General features: G+C 40.1%; 10 protein-coding genes. 2 read left to right on the forward strand and 8 right to left on the reverse strand.

Annotated features, from left to right (window positions below):
* Nucleotides 1–4: 4 nt before the first annotated feature.
* On the forward strand, nt 5–472 hold the full coding sequence (locus IM473_RS10620; RefSeq protein ID WP_287657738.1) for a hypothetical protein: 468 nt from the start codon (nt 5–7) through the stop codon (nt 470–472).
* A gap of 29 nt (nt 473–501) precedes the next feature.
* Here the strand turns inward: IM473_RS10620 and IM473_RS10625 are convergent, their stop codons facing one another.
* Both IM473_RS10625 and groL read right to left on the reverse strand, forming a co-directional pair.
* Nucleotides 502–2,391: an ABC-F family ATP-binding cassette domain-containing protein gene (locus IM473_RS10625; RefSeq protein WP_287657740.1), complete on the reverse strand. Its 1,890-nt coding sequence runs from the start codon at nt 2,389–2,391 to the stop codon at nt 502–504.
* A 190-nt stretch (nt 2,392–2,581) separates the two neighbouring features.
* Nucleotides 2,582–4,264, reverse strand: a complete 1,683-nt coding sequence (groL, locus tag IM473_RS10630; protein ID WP_287657741.1) for a chaperonin GroEL — start codon at nt 4,262–4,264, stop codon at nt 2,582–2,584.
* 264 nt (nt 4,265–4,528) lie between these two features.
* Here groL and IM473_RS10635 point away from each other — a divergent pair, with 264 nt between their 5' ends.
* Nucleotides 4,529–6,430 carry a hypothetical protein gene (locus IM473_RS10635; RefSeq protein ID WP_287657743.1) on the forward strand — a complete coding sequence of 634 codons (1,902 nt, stop codon included), beginning with the start codon at nt 4,529–4,531 and terminating at the stop codon, nt 6,428–6,430.
* 50 nt (nt 6,431–6,480) lie between these two features.
* Here IM473_RS10635 and IM473_RS10640 read toward each other — a convergent pair whose 3' ends face one another.
* The 6 genes from IM473_RS10640 to IM473_RS10665 all read right to left on the reverse strand — a co-directional run bounded on the left by IM473_RS10640 (nt 6,481) and on the right by IM473_RS10665 (nt 15,757).
* Nucleotides 6,481–8,505, reverse strand: a complete 2,025-nt coding sequence (locus tag IM473_RS10640) for a potassium channel family protein (RefSeq protein ID WP_287657745.1) — start codon at nt 8,503–8,505, stop codon at nt 6,481–6,483.
* A gap of 151 nt (nt 8,506–8,656) precedes the next feature.
* Entirely contained in the window at nt 8,657–9,496 is an 840-nt protein-coding gene (locus IM473_RS10645; protein ID WP_287657747.1) for an SWIM zinc finger family protein, read from the reverse strand.
* Nucleotides 9,497–9,509: 13 nt separating this feature from the next.
* Nucleotides 9,510–12,632, reverse strand: a complete 3,123-nt coding sequence (locus IM473_RS10650) for a DEAD/DEAH box helicase (protein ID WP_287657749.1) — start codon at nt 12,630–12,632, stop codon at nt 9,510–9,512.
* Between the two features lie 377 nt (nt 12,633–13,009).
* Complete coding sequence (locus IM473_RS10655) at nt 13,010–13,990, reverse strand: DUF3616 domain-containing protein (RefSeq protein ID WP_287657751.1); 981 nt, start codon at nt 13,988–13,990, stop codon at nt 13,010–13,012.
* A gap of 545 nt (nt 13,991–14,535) precedes the next feature.
* Nucleotides 14,536–14,865 (reverse strand): hypothetical protein, encoded by a 330-nt coding sequence (locus IM473_RS10660; protein ID WP_287657753.1) that lies wholly within the window; start codon nt 14,863–14,865, stop codon nt 14,536–14,538.
* Nucleotides 14,849–15,757, reverse strand: coding sequence for a hypothetical protein (locus tag IM473_RS10665; protein ID WP_287690439.1), 909 nt, complete (start codon nt 15,755–15,757; stop codon nt 14,849–14,851). Before IM473_RS10665 ends, IM473_RS10660 begins: the two co-directional genes overlap by 17 nt.
* Between the last annotated feature and the right edge of the window lie 41 nt (nt 15,758–15,798).

The following is a 15,798-nucleotide window of genomic DNA, read 5'->3' on the forward strand; positions in this document are numbered from 1 at the left end:
ACTAATGAAAAAGATGATATTGACTTTACTAGCTTGGCTTTTAGTTGCTAACATGAATAGCCAAGGAGTTTTAGCGGTGACGATCGATTTTCAATGGTTGGGAAATCAGGGTTATACAGCTAAAGGTTCTTTTAGTTATGATGAAAAAACGGCCCCGACTATCTTTTCGGAAAAAGGTTCGGGAAAAATGCAAGTTTTAGAAGATTTTCAGGTATCTTTTTATGATAACAGTGGTCAAGAGATCGCTAAATACGATAATGTCAGCGAGGGAATTTCCTCAGCTAATTATTTTCAGTTTAATTTTAATACAAAAACCGGTCAAGTTTTTGGCTCGATCGATCTGGGGGGTGAAGGGATGGGGGAAATCTATCTTCAAGGGGTGGTTAACGATAATTTGGCACTCTTGCGGGTGGAGTCGGTAGATCTGGTCATGGATGAGGATGATTCACCAGAAATTATCACTCAGTTTTGACTAAATCGATCGGGAAAATAGGGATTATCCTAGCCTAATTTTTCTGCTAATTCTAACCAGCGATCGGTTAAAGTATCAATTTTTTGACTCAATTGAGCTAATTCTTCGGTTAGAGCGGTTATTTTGGTAAAATCTTCTAGGGGTTCTCCATAAAGTACTTGTTCAATTTCAGCTTTTTTTGCTTCTAAAATTGGTATTTGTTTTTCGATGTCTTCGTATTCTTTTTTATCTTTAAAAGAGATTTTTTTATTGACGGGTGAGGGAGAAGCTTTAACAGTTTTTGGGGTGACTTTTTTTTCTTTTGGTTCCTCCTCCTCTTTTTTCTGATCGAGATAAAGGGAATAATTACCCGGATATTGACGGATATTACCCCCGGTTTCAAAGGAAAAAATAGTATCAACTACTCGATCGAGAAAATAGCGATCATGGGAAACAACAATCACACAACCGTTAAAGTCCTCTAAATATTCTTCTAAAATTGCTAAAGTCTGCACATCGAGATCATTGGTGGGTTCATCTAAGATTAAAACATTAGGCGCACTCATCAAAACTCGTAGTAAAAATAAGCGTCTTCTTTCCCCTCCAGAAAGTTTATAAATTGGTGCATACTGTTGATCGGGAGGAAAGAGAAATTTTTCTAACATCTGGGAAGCGGTAATCACGCTGCCGTCTAGGATTTTGACTAATTCGGCCACACTTTTCAGATATTCGATTACTCTTTGATTTTCGTTGATATTGAGATCATCGGATTGTTGATCGAAGTAACCAATATGAATAGTGGAACCGATGTCAACTGTGCCTGAATCGGGGAGAATTTTCCCGGTAATAATATCCATGAGAGTAGATTTTCCTACCCCGTTACTGCCAATAATACCGATGCGATCTTCGGGGGTAAAAATATAGGTAAAATCTTTAATTAAAGTGCGATCTCCGTAAGCTTTCGAGATTTTTTCTACTTCAATAACTTTTTTGCCGATGCGTCTTCCTGCGGTGGCAATATCGACTTTTCCCTCCACCTGTTTAAATTCCTTATTACCCATTGCTTGAATGCGATCAATCCGCGCTTTTTGTTTGGTACTGCGTGCTTTTGGTCCCCGGGATAACCATTCTAATTCCCGTCGTAAAACTCCCGCGTGTTTGCGTTGACTACTGGCGATCGATTCTTCCGCTAAGGCTTTTTTTTCTAGATAATAGGCATAATTACCGGAATAAGTAGATAAATCTCCCCGATCGATTTCAATGATGCGATTAGTCACTCGATCGAGAAAATAGCGATCGTGAGTAATTAATAATAATCCTCCCCGAAAACGGGACAAATAACTCTGTAACCACTCCACGGAAAGCGCGTCTAAATGGTTTGTGGGTTCATCCATCAATAAACAGTCAGGATCGGCTAAAAGTGCGGTAGCGATGGCGATTCTTTTGCGATATCCCCCCGATAAATCTCCCACGCGAGCATTAAAATTATCGATACCCAGTTTACTTAAAATAACTTTAGCGTTGGTTTCTAAATCCCAGGCGGCAAGTTTATCAATTTGTTGCGAAACCCTTGACAAACGTTCCATAATAGTATCCAGATTTTCTGGCTCATGGACAAGGCGATCGGACAATTCCTCGTATTCCTTAATTAAAGTCATACTTTCGCCACTATCGGCGAAAACCTGCTCTAAAACCGTTTTATCATTGTCTAGATCGGGTTGCTGGGGTAAATAGACGATTTTCATCCCCGAATTGATTTGAATTTCGCCACCATCGATCGCTTCTAATCCGGCGATCATTTTCAATAGGGTCGATTTTCCCGATCCATTCGTACCGATCAGGCCGACTTTATCGCGATCATCGAGGCTAAAACTGGCATCTTTGAGAATTTCCTTGATACCGAAGTCTTTTTTGAGCGATCGAACCGTCAGCAGTGTCATGATTTCTGGGAATAATCCTTCTTTTCTAGTGTAGTGTCTGGACTAATGCAAAGGATAGATTAAGCAGGTTCTGCTGAAAAAGTTTTTCCTGGGGAAAAAAAACCTGTCCCTAATGCCGACGATAACGAGAAAAGGGACAGATTGGCTCAATGGAATGAGATTATTTTCAAGGGCCAGACGGCATCAGGAATTACATCATACCCATGCCACCCATGCCACCCATGCCGCCCATGCCGCCCATGCCGCCCATGCCGCCCATGCCGCCCATATCGGGGGCTGCGGCTTCTTTAACGGGTTTTTCGACCACGAGGGCTTCGGTCGTTAGGACCATGCCGGCGATGGAAGCGGCGTTTTGAACGGCTGACCGTACTACTTTAGCCGGATCGATAATTCCAGCGGCGATTAAGTCTTCGTACTTGCCGGTGAGGACATTGTAACCGACGCTAAAAGCGGTCTCGCGCACACCTTCCACGATCACATCCCCTTCCACACCGGCGTTATTAGCTAACTGACGCAGGGGGGCTTCTAGGGCTTTAGCGACGATATCGGCGGCGACTTTTTCCTCATCGTTAGTGAGAGAAGCTTTGAAAGCCTTCACCTTAGAAGCCAGATGAATCAAGGTTGTACCACCGCCCGGGACGATACCTTCTTCCACGGCGGCTTTGGTGGCATTGAGGGCATCTTCGATGCGGAGTTTGCGATCCTTGAGTTCGGTTTCTGTGGCCGCCCCGACCTTAATCACGGCCACACCGCCGGCTAATTTAGCGATGCGTTCCTGTAATTTTTCCTTATCGAATTCGGAATCGGTTTCTTCTAACTGTTTTTTCAGTTGGGCGAGACGTTTCTGCACATCGGCCTTATTGCGGCTGTCCCCGGAGGCGACAATAATTGTATTGTCTTTTTCCAGGGTAATTTTTGCCGCTTGCCCTAGCAGATCGAGGCTAACCGTGTCAAGACTTAAGCCCACTTCTTCGGAAATCAGACGACCGCCGGTGAGGATGGCGATATCTTGTAAAACCGCCTTGCGACGTTCCCCAAAACTGGGGGCTTTGATAGCGACGACATTTAAGACTCCCCGGGCCTTGTTGACCACTAGAGTGGCTAAAGCTTCGCCGTCCACATCTTCAGCGATAATTAATAGGGGACGACCTTGACGGGCAACGGCTTCGAGGACGGGGACTAATTCTGCGATCGCACTGATTTTTTTATCGGTAATCAGGATCAGGGGGTTGTCGTACTCGACGATCTGTCTTTCTTGATCGGTGATGAAATAGGGAGAGATATAACCGCGATCGATCTGCATCCCTTCCACTACTTCTAATTCCGTGGTTAGGGATTTCGATTCTTCCACGGTGATTACGCCATCGGTGGTGACTTTTTCCATGGCGGCGGCGATCATTTTTCCCACTTCTTCGTCGTTGCCGGAAGAAACGGTAGCCACTTGAGCGATCGCATCTCCAGCGATCGGTTTAGCGACGGCGGCGATTTCTTCCACCAGATAGGCGATGGTTTTGTCTAGTCCGCGTCTTAAGGCGACGGGATTGGCCCCGGCGGTAACGTTTTTCAGACCTTCTTTAATTAAAGCCTGGGCGATGATGGTGGCGGTAGTGGTGCCATCTCCCGCTAAATCTTTGGTTTTTGAGGCTACTTCTTGAATTAATCTCGCTCCGGTGTTTTCGAGGGGATCGGACAATTCGATTTCTTTGGCGACGGTGATGCCGTCATTAACGATCTGGGGGGCGCCGTATTTCTTTTCTAACAAGACATTGCGTCCTTTCGGACCGAGGGTGATTTTTACCGCATCGGCCAAGGCGTTGACACCTCTTTCTAGGGCGCGACGGGATTCATCTTTAAAGGCAATGATTTTGGACATGGTATCGCTGTTGTGATAGGACTCCTTATAGTTAATTTAGCACTCTTAGGGCTTGAGTGCTAATCCCGGTGTGCGGTTATTGAGGAGATAACGATGTTGAGGAGATAACGGTGTTATGTCCCTACGGCAGACTGAATTGAGTTAAAAAAATAAAAATTTATCAAGATTTATAAATAATTGCAGAAAATCAATGATAACTATTGTAGCATCGGGGAGATAATCGAATTTGAGCCCATTTTCGCCTTTTTTTAGGAGAAGACAATCATGATTAATCTTAATCCTGCTATCGAACAAAAAATTAATGAATTTATTCTGAAAGTTAAATTAGCTCACCAAAAAGAAGCCACAGATATCATTCAAGAAACGAAGAATTTAAAAGATGAACTTATTCAAAAACTAGGTGGATTAACTTTTTCAGACCCTTTACCTAGCAGAGAAGAATTAGAAAAACAAATAATAGCTCATATAGATCAGCTTGTAGAGACAATCAACCTTTTATCTACTGGCAAAAGTTCAGAAACTCCTCTTGATACTTTCAGCCAAGAAACTGATAGTTTAGTTACAACAATTACGATTGTATTCGATGCTAATGCTAACGATGCAAACTTGCCAAAACTCAAGGAAAAGCTAACTGCTTGGCAAACAAAAGTTAAAGATACTTTGGTTAAATTTTCCACCACTGTGGAATTACAAAAGAAAAATGAGTCTTTGATTGCTGAACTGAAGGATAACTTAGACAAATATAGTTCAATTCCTGAAGTAGATGAACCCTTTGAAAAGTTAGTCAAGGAATTTAAAGATAATTTTGCACAACTACAAGAAGCAAGTGTTTTATTTCAAACTTTAGACGATTTAATCAATGAAATTAAAGCTAGAGATGAGGTGATCAAACTAAATCAAAGAATTGATATTTTACTGGGAAAAACCAAAGAACAAGTAGCGGGATTTCCTCCAGAATTAGACCGGGAAGTACAGGGAGAATTAGCCAAATTAATTAAAATACTAGGGATAGCGCAGGTAGAACTCATGAACATTTCAAAACCTTGTGATATCATGCAAGTAAAGTCGGTGGTAGATGCCGGGGAAATTGCGATTAAATCTTTAACAGGTCAACCTAATATTATTTTGGCACAAAAATTACGCTATGCCGCCAGAACGGGATTAAGAAAAATCCCAAAAGGTTCTAAGGTTAGTGGTTTAGCAAACTTCAGAGATAATCTTTTCCATTCTTTCAAAATACCTACAAAAGTTTTAATTGGATTAGTGTTCGCTTTACCTGTAAATTGGTTTATTATGAACTTCTCTCCGGTGAAAGAGTTACTCTCCTTACCTCCAATCATAAAATCTAGTAACCAAAATACTCAGGGAGAAGGTAACCAAAATGCTCAGGGAGAAAGTAGCCAAAATACTCAGGGAGAAGGTAACCAAAATGCTCAGGGAGAAGGTAACCAAAATACTCAGGGAGAAGGTAACCAAAATACTCAGGGAGAAAGTAGCCAAAATGCTCAGGGAGAAAGTAGCTCAAATACCGAGGACAGAGTAATAACAATTATACGTTTGATGTGGATAACAGGCACTTTAGGGGGAGGAGTTAGTCTTCTAACTCGTTTGCAAGATTTTGATAATCCCAAAAATCAAAAATATGACGATGACCTCTTGCCATTGTTAATTGGTTTAACCAAACCCATTTTAGGGGGAAGTTTCGCTTTCTTTATTCTGCTAATTCTTAACTCTAACATTTTTCCCATAGATATTCGGCGTAGCACTGAAGATAAGGGGAATGACACCTATTTATATGGACTTTTGGCAATGGCTTTTGTGGCTGGATTTAGCGAACGTCTTATTCCCGATTTAATTAGTCAAGTAGAGAAAAAAGTAATTGTAGAGGCTAGTTCCACTGGACAGGGACTACCTCCAGCGATTTTGATCGCTCCGCCTCGCCAAAATTTAGCATTAAATGGAATCCAAGAATTTAGCATTAATCCCGTTGGTAACTACACCATCACAATCTCACCGCCAGAAAGCGGTAAAATTGATAAAAATACGACTGATGCCAAATTTACCTACACTGCACCTGCACAAGGAAATCCTGGGGATAAAATTACTATTACTGCTACTTCTGATTCCGGACAAACTGCCAAGGCTACTGTCACTTTAACTGCATAAAAAAAGACCAAGAGAGCCTTCTAGTTTGACAAAAAAAGTATAACTCCCATTTACCCCGATTTCGGGTTAATCGGAATGGCCAATGCTTGAACTTGAATTTTTTTCAACTCGGAAACTAATCGAATCGCCTGCTGTTCGTAGAGAGGAGCGCCCAGAGTCGCCGGCAAATTTTCCATGAGATCGCTGGCGGTTTTCAGGGGACAATTAGAAAAACGACTGATCACGGTGGGTGCTTCTGCGGCAATATTGCGGTTAAAGGCTTTTTCCACCCGCACGCGCCAAGTTTTGGGAGTGCGACGACCCTGTTCCACCCGTCGCAGTCCGTTGATGGTGGCCAGCACCACAATGCGATCGCCGATGCGTAAATTGAGATAATCTTCGGGCATTAATTTCGGGGCTTGCCGTTCTCGTTGGTGTAGGATCGGCACGACTCGATAACCGTAGGCAATATCCCCGATCGAGCTACCATTGAGAGTATCTCCGGCTTCGATCTCGTATTCTGTCACCAGAATCGTTTTTTGCGCCCAACGGAACAGATAGATGATATTTTCTCCGAAAGCGGCCCCCGTAAAGGCTTCTGCCGCTACGGTGTTGGTTCCCAAAATGTGAGAGCGGGGCAGAATTTGACTTAATTGTTGACTAAGGTTGTCGTCGGTGGTGCGGATGACTAAGTAGCTTTGGGGGTTGAGTTTGCGGGTGGTTAGGGCCACTTCTAAATTGAGGATTTCGTCATCAGTAACAATCGCTATACTTTTAGCCCTATCTAAATTGACATTTTTTAAAGATTCTTCGATATTTCCCGTCATCAGGGGCATTTTTGGCAGGATAGTCGCATCAAAATCCCTATTTAAGCTGACCCCGACGATCGCCTGTTGCATTTCTAGTAATAAATTAGCCACTTCTTTGCCGACTCGACCTAAGCCCACAATAACGATATGATTCTGTTGGGGAACTGGGGGACGGTTAGGGATAAATTGAAATTTTGATGATAATAAAGTTTCCGTCAAAAGGGCATAGAGAACCCCGATAAAAGCGGTTCCAGCTAAGGTTAAAAAGAGACTAAATAGCTGCATCCACCAGGGAATTGCATTTAAATCTTCGGGGTTAGAGCCACCGAAAACATCGCCGTAACCACCTAATAAAAGGATCGCTGTTCCTGAAAGAGAGGAAATAAAGGAAGCTCTCGGGGCGTAGAGATGGAAAAGAAAAGTCCCGATCATTACCAGCAGGATAATGATAAATATTGACAGGAAAGCCACCCGGTGAATTTGCTGCTGAAAACTCAATTGCCAGAATTGTTGGATTTCTTTGCGTAATTTTTGCCAAAAATCCCGCAACTTCTGGGGAGAATTTGACGGTTTCTGGCGGGTAGAATCGATGTTTTGATAGGTAGTCTCGATGGTGGTAATGGTATCACCGGCCCCGATAGTGGTGGAGGGAGACCATTGATAAAATCCAGCCCTTAAAGGTTCATCGGGGGCTGTGTGTGCTAACAGACGACGGGTGGGGGTATTTAAATCACCTAAAAAGCGATCGAGTAAACCATCTTCGGGGCTAATTTGTCTCTGGATAATCCGCAATTTCTGACCGTCAAGATGCAAAAAACCGAGGGTTTCTGTGCCTAATGTGGCTAAAGCAAAGGCATTGGCGGGTAGTTGGGTGGGTTCATAGGCGATAAAATTGCCTAAACGTTCCTTAAGTAGCTGATTGAGATTATCTTTAGAAGAACGCACCACTAAGCGGGTAAGGGGATTTAATTGCCGAATAATTAGGGCAGTAGTGGCATTAATTCGCTCATCACTGGTGACAATTAAAGCAGCCCGACAGCGATCGATTCCCGCTCTTGCTAAAATGTTTTTTTGACGACAATCACCGATAATTATTTCCTCTAATAAATCGGGAAAATCATTAATTTCCCAACTGGGAGGCTGTATTAGTTCGATACCGACAACGCTAACCCCAAACTCTTTTAAAGACTTGACGCAGTGTTGTCCGAGACTACCCAATCCACAAACTAAAAAGCGATCGGCTAACTTGACATTCCCAGGGACAAAGCTGAGAGATTCTTGGTTCATAGATTCTGCTTGTCTTAAAAAATAGAATGCTTTTTCAGACTTCTGATCCCCCCTGCCCCCCTTAATAAAGGGGGTGCCGATCCCGCCTTAATCTACCCTTAATTTCCTTTTAACCAAGAGGGGTGTCTGACAATTTTTAACACCTAACTAATTATAACATACCAGCATTTTTATTGCGTACCCGTTGATACATTTCTTCCATTACTTCGATAAAGGAGGTATCCTTATCCCAAAATGCAGGATAATCACCAGCTTTTTTAATGACAATTGCGGGAATAGTTGCGGATTTAACTAACTGAGTATTTTCGGGTAAACGGTGATGAGAGTGCCAAAATTCTTTGAGATCAATTGTTTCTGATGCTGGTATAGTTTCGGGTTTAGTGTGATAGGAAGTAACGGGGTTAAGAGGAATTTTTTCCTCTTGGATGGAGGAGGAAAGCAGCTTACCGAGGGGAGTTTTTGCTAACTCTTGCAGTAATTTTTGACGAGAGATACCGCGTAATTCAAATAAGAGGAAAGGATCCTGATCTAATTGGGAAGCAACGAGGTAATAAACTCCAGCAATATGTTTACAAGGATTTTCCCAATCGGGACAGGAACAATTGGTGATAAAATCCTTTTGACTGTGGGGTAATAAGTGGAGATTCAGATCGCTAAATGCTTCATCAATATTATCGGGAACTTCTTTGAGCAGCAGTTTAGAGATCATACTCGCTCTTGAACCAAGATTATATAAAGCTTGTGACCACTCTGCTTTAGTAATTGGTTTAATCTCGATACTCACGCTATACAAAGGTTCTTTGTAAACTCCAAAGTAGGGATTAATGGAACCTCGCACCTGAGCAGTAATTAAATTACCATCAATGTGATAATTTTTAACTTTATCGTTTTTTGCGTAGGAACGTCCTCGACTCAAACGCGCTGAGTCGGTAAATTCTTCTAATGCTTCTATAAAGCGTTGTCCCCACCAAGTTTTACTAAATTTATTCATAGATTTACCTCGATTAAATAATTGTCTGTTTATTCAATGCGATTAACTGACGAAAACTTTCGTTATCTAATTCCGTTAACCAGGATTCATCATTACTAACAATAGCATTTGCTACCTTTTTCTTTTCCTCGATCATTTCATCAATTCTTTCCTCTAAGGTTCCCAAAGTGACAAATTTATGCACGAAAACATTTTTTTGTTGACCAATTCTAAAAGCGCGATCAGTTGCTTGATTTTCTACCGCAGGATTCCACCAACGATCAAAATGAAAAACATGATTTGCTTTGGTTAAAGTAATCCCCACTCCCCCAGCTTTTAAGGATAAAATAAATACGGAAGGTTCTGTTTCGGGATGTTGAAATTCTTCGATCATTTGTTCTCGTTTTGGTGGAGAAGTCCCCCCGTGAAGATAATAAGTATTATAGCGAAAAGTTTGTTTGAGGTACTTTTGTAAGGAGTCCCCGATTTCAGTAAATTGAGTGAAAATTAGCAGACTATCTCCCTCTAAAATTACTTCTTCTAGCATTTCTCCCAAACGCTCTAACTTATGCGATCGCTCAGGGGTAAAAGCGCTGTTATCCTGTAAAAATTGACGCGGGTGATTACAAATTTGTTTCAAGCGCATCAGGGTAGATAAAATTAATCCTTTGCGTTTTATTCCCTCCGCTTCTTCTAATTGTTTTTCCACTTCTTTGATAACAACTTCGTAGAGAGAAGCTTGTTCTTTAGTTAAATTACAATACTGTTTGTTTTCCACTTTGTCAGGCAAATCTTTAATTATCTGCTTATCGGTTTTTACCCGACGCAGAATAAAAGGTTCCACTAATTTTTTGAGAACCGTGGACTGGAGACGATCATTTTGTTTTTGGATTGGCACTTCAAAAGCTTTACGAAATTGAGTTTCTTTACCTAAATAACCAGGGTTAAGGAAGTTAAAAATTGACCATAAATCAAGCAGTCTATTTTCTACTGGAGTTCCCGTTAATGCGAGACGATGTTGTGCAGATAAACTCAAGATTGCTTTAGTTTGTGCCGCTTTAGGATTTTTGATATTTTGTGCTTCATCAATTACTAAACGTTGCCAAGATTGCGAGTTAAATAATTTCAAATCCTTGCGAACTAAGGTAAAAGAAGTAATGACGATATCCTGTTGACTAGCTACTGTCTGAAATTCGCTCTCATCTTGATAGCGCTTACTACCATGATGAATTAAAACCCGAAGATGGGGGGCAAATTTTTCAATTTCTTTTGCCCAATTTCCCACCACAGAAGTGGGTGCAACTAGCAGAGTTGGTAAAACCTTATTATCTCCCTCTCTTTCCCCAATCAATCTAGCAATTACCTGTAGGGTTTTTCCTAATCCCATATCGTCAGCAAGACAACCATTTAACCCCAATTGTTCTAGGTATTGAATCCAGGCAACCCCCCGCTTTTGGTACTCCCGCAGCGTTCCTTGTAATTGGGGAGGATTTTCGTTCGGTTCTAGTTGACTAGGATTTTGTAATTTCTCTAGCATAGAACCCAAAAATTCATCGGTTTCAACAATAATCTCCTCTGGGGATTCGGCAGCTTTTTTCATTAATTCAATCAGATTTATCTCAGGATTTTCCTGCTGATATTTCTGCCAAAAATCTAGCATTTGCTGCATTTTATTTTGTTCTAATTCTACCCATTGACCTCGAAATTTAACTAGGGGTGTTTTGGTGTTAATTAATTGTTGCCATTCCTCTTGGGTAATAGTTTCTTCACCGATGGCTAATTCATATTGATATTCAATGATGTTTTCAAGGCTAAAAATTCCTTTACTAACGGGGGTAGATTTGCCTGATTTAGAAGTAGCTTTTAGCCGAACTTTGGCGCGTTGACGACCTTGGGGAGTCCACCAAGCGGGAATAATCACTTTATATCCCGCATCTTCTAAAATCCAAGCAGTTTCTTTTAAGAAAGTAAAAGCTTCTGTAAGGTTGAGAGAAAATCCCGTCGGTTTATCCGTTTCTAATCCTTGCCAAATGGGGGGATAAATACGGGCAGCATAACCCAAACTTAGTAAAATATTTTTGTCTAAATCTTGACCAAAATGCGCTCTTATGCTTGTTCTAGTTTCTGGTACTGCATACCAATATTCGTCTAATTCTAATCGCAGGGAGGGGTCTTGTTTAGAGATGAGGATAAAAGTAATTTGCCACTGTTCAATATTATCTTCTGGTGCTTCTGTTAGTTTAAAACCGAGGGTAAAACTAGATATATTTTGGTCTCCTAGTAATTGCTGTCTCCAAGTTTGCCACTGTTGATATTTTTCTAAGGCAGCGGCAGTTTGCAGAAATCCAGCAGCTTTAGTCACAGAGAAGCAATCACCTATAATTGTTTCGCTAATTTTTTTCTCAAAACTGGCAGGAATTGCCGTATTAGTGACAATTTCATTGAGGAGACATTCGGAGAAGTGCCGGAGTAGGGTTTTGGGATCGTATAATTGTGGTGAAGCATGGGTATTTTCAGCACCAGCAAGACAAATGCGGGGAAGATATTCGAGATAGCGATCGAGATTGGTTTCGTAGGTTGCCGATATAATTTCCCAAAGAGGATAGATGGCAAAGTTAGCATTTTTCTTGTTATCTGTGGCTAATTCTCGATATTTAAAAGCAGGAATATAGTTATCTTTGAGAATTATTTCTTTAAAAGCTTGACTGTAGTGATACCAAAAAAGTAAATCTGCACCTAACTGAATCTCTGAGGAGTTGTAAAGACAGATAAAGTGCAGATCATTGAGCAGTTTAAGTACAGGATTAAGGGGATAACAATCAATTTGCCAAGATTGCCATTGGCTATTTTCTGGGGGTTCTTTTTCTAGATAACGCAGTAATTCTAAGGAGGGTAAAGGTTGATTATCCTGGCTAGGTAAAAGAAAGTAGCGGGGGACAAATTGCCGACTAAGAGGATTATAATTCGATTGAACTATTCCTAACTCTCCGGTAAGGAAGCTAGTTAATTCTTCTTTGCTTAACTGAAAAGGATGATAATTATCAGCAGTGGTGCGACTCTTTTTCGGGGTGCTAGTTTCTCCCCAAAGATAAAAGCTACCCTTCTGAATAAATTCGTCCGTTGATTGGGGAATCCAAGTACCGTGAAGAATTTTCATGGTTTTTAATGAGTACAAAATAACTTAAATGAGGTCGATACTTAGCCTCTAGAAAAATTGTAGCGATTATGGGAGAATTCTCCACACTTTTTTGTCCCTTTGCGAACCCAAAAGTCCTCTGGATAAGAGAAAAAGGTTAATAGAGCTTCTAGGATAAAAAACCATTGAGAAGACGTGATCAACGGTTTTTTTGAGCTTAAAGCTTATCCCTACATGGGTTTAAAGCTATTTTTGTTCTAGACTAAGAGGGATGGCTAATTATATCAATTCTCCAAAATCTGGCTACAAGAGTTCGATCCCCCCACCTTCGTCTCCCTTAAAATGGGGAACTTAAATTCGATAATTCGATCTGTAGTTTTTATGGGTGAGAATTGGTATTAATTAACTTTTACCCAAATACTGCGGAAATATTTTTCGGGATTATTTTTATCGATAATATCTTTACAGGGAGTATTACCAACTCGCTCGATTGTACCATCATCGCTTAAAATCTGAAAGCGATCTGGGAAATGGGGATAAAACAACAAAGCTTCTGGACGAAACCCGTCAGGGAATTGCAGTGATTCTATCTTTTCTGGTGCATCTTCTTTTTTTCCTGACCAAGTATAGAAAACAAATTGATCGCCTCCATGAAATTCTCCAGCAATAATTAAATATACTTCTAAAGCCGGCCAAAATTCAATGCTACGAATTCCTAATCCTCCCAAATCTAACAAGATAGGATCACCAAATTCAGCCCGAGCATTGGTGGAATTAATAACTAAACTTTGAGGATTTTTTAGAGTTAATAAAAGAGCTTTATCGTTTGGTATAGGATTACGAAAACCGATTAAGATATTTCCGTCTGGAGTTGCCGTTAAACCTTCAATATTTAATCCACCTTTAGCTTTGGGAGCTTTGGTTTCTGCTGTTTTGAAATCAAATATTTTAGCCAATTGAGAGTCTTCGATAATATCGCGCAAGACTAACTGAGTATAAGACTCACCCACTTGAACTATACTAGAGCCGTCATCGGTAATTTTACTAGCAAAAAATTGATGACGAGGGAGTTTTCGTTCAGCATTTTTATTGCGGCCATGGGAAGTAATCCAATAGATTATGTCATTTAGCACAGTTACCCCCTCCAAGTCGATTTCTTTATTTTTAGGATTGTTTTTAAGCCAACTATTAATGTCAATTGTTTCCAGTGCTTTTCCCGACTCTTGAGAGGAATAAATCCAGAGAATATTACCTAATTCTGTATCCGCCTCATCATTACCAATAACAAATTTATTTTCTCCTAAAGCAGTGGATGCAGAAGCATCACAAATTCCTTGATGTTTGATTTCTTGGATAATAGAAAAGTTGAGAGGTTGCATGATTGTATTCTCCTTGTTAATGAGAAAAGTGAGGAAAATTATAGGCAATAAAAGACAAAAAGACAAGAAATCACTAGAAATAATCTGAGCAAGGATTGGTTTAAATAACTAATTTCTCCTACTTTCAAAAGTTTGTCGAGTGTCATAATTAGAGTACCAAGACTTTCTAAGATTATATCAAATAACAACTGTTTTCGCTATCTTTTTTGAATGTACTATTGCACTCTATATCTTTATATACATAGACTTGAGCTACTTTTTTCTTGGATTGTTTTCATTAGATTTAATTTATTGCTTGTTGAGATGAGGTACTCTTGCAGCAGTAAAGGGATTGGAGGAGATTCAGCTAATCTAAGTATAGGTGGTTAAAATGCGTCTTAGCTTATCCATGTCTTGATTCAGCAACGCCAAGTAGGCAATGACTGGTAGAAAAGTTTACAAGCATCCCTTGTGAACTTGCTTTAAAAAGGATAAGTTACCCTAGTATAATGGATAACTTATAGTTAATTTTAATATTGAACTATTACAAAAAGCAGTGACATAAACTAAAGTTTAATAATTCTGCCAAGGATTTCGATGGTTCTACCCAAAAGGTTTAGAAAACCAACCGTATCATCAAGTTTTTTTATTTCTTTATTGATAGCATCTATTCCTTCATGTAGTTCAATTTCATTAGCTTTTAGTTCATTAACTAAAATATTAGCAATATTGATACGAGTTTTATTAACAAGTCTTTTCCACTCTGTACGAAACTGCTTAAATTGCCTTTTTTGGTCATCATCAGGAAACTTACCCAGAATACCAGAAATGGTCAATTGATTTTGAATTGCACTAATTTCATCGAGAAATTTTTGTCTATCAGTATTTGTGGTCATTGTCTTTTAATCCTGTGGTCGTCTTGTTTTGGTTGATTGATCTTTTTAAATCTTCCGATACGTTGATGAGAGATTCGATCTCAGATAATAAAGCATTGGCACGTCCGATGGTAAATCTATCTTCCAAGAGCAATTTAAAAGACTCCTTAAAAGATTCTGTTGCTTTAGTTGCGTCATCTAACCCTTGAACTGAAAGAGTCATCGTTCTAATTTGTCTGCGTCTAATTATCCAATCATCGGGTTTTTCAATTGGTTGTTCAGCAGCAAATGCGGGTAAAACAGAGCGCTCATCTTTCAGGTTTTGAATATCCTTTAAATCAGTTTTAATCTGACTGGTAAGCAGTTTCAGTAAAGCCTCCTGTATAGCAATTTCTCGATAAATTGCTTCCTTCCTTGCCTCTAGTTCTTTCCTTAGTTCACCCTTGATTTTTTGACTGAGGATAATCTCAGGAATCGAAGGTACAGGAATCGAACCAACTCTAGGGTTAGCCTGAATACTGTTACTGATACTATTTAACTGTTTAAAAATATTATCAGTCGCTTTTCTCGCTTCTTGAGGAGCATTAGAAGTGGCTAAATCTTCTAAGGCAAAAAAGTATTCTTTTAATAGACGGTTGTGTTGACGCATTTCGGCAATTAAAGTGAGCCACTCATCATCTTCTTTGGTAGTCTCAGCATAGTTACTACTGTCTCTATCTTGATCCTGTAAATCATTAGCAATCAAATTTTCTGAATTAGCATCCACAAAATAATTACCAGAAATAACTAACAGGCTATCAAGAGCGGTGGCGTATTCCTGACCAGATTTGGCAAACTTCTGATATTCTTCAAGGGAAGCTCCACAGGCAACTACAATAGTTCCTATGATGGTTATAATTGATGTTCTTATCACTGCGCTAGTTTTCAATGAAGAGCCTCCTTAATGAATTAAAA

Origin of the sequence: Microcystis sp. M015S2 (assembly GCF_020245945.1) — a bacterium.
Classification (GTDB): Bacteria; Cyanobacteriota; Cyanobacteriia; order Cyanobacteriales; family Microcystaceae; genus Microcystis.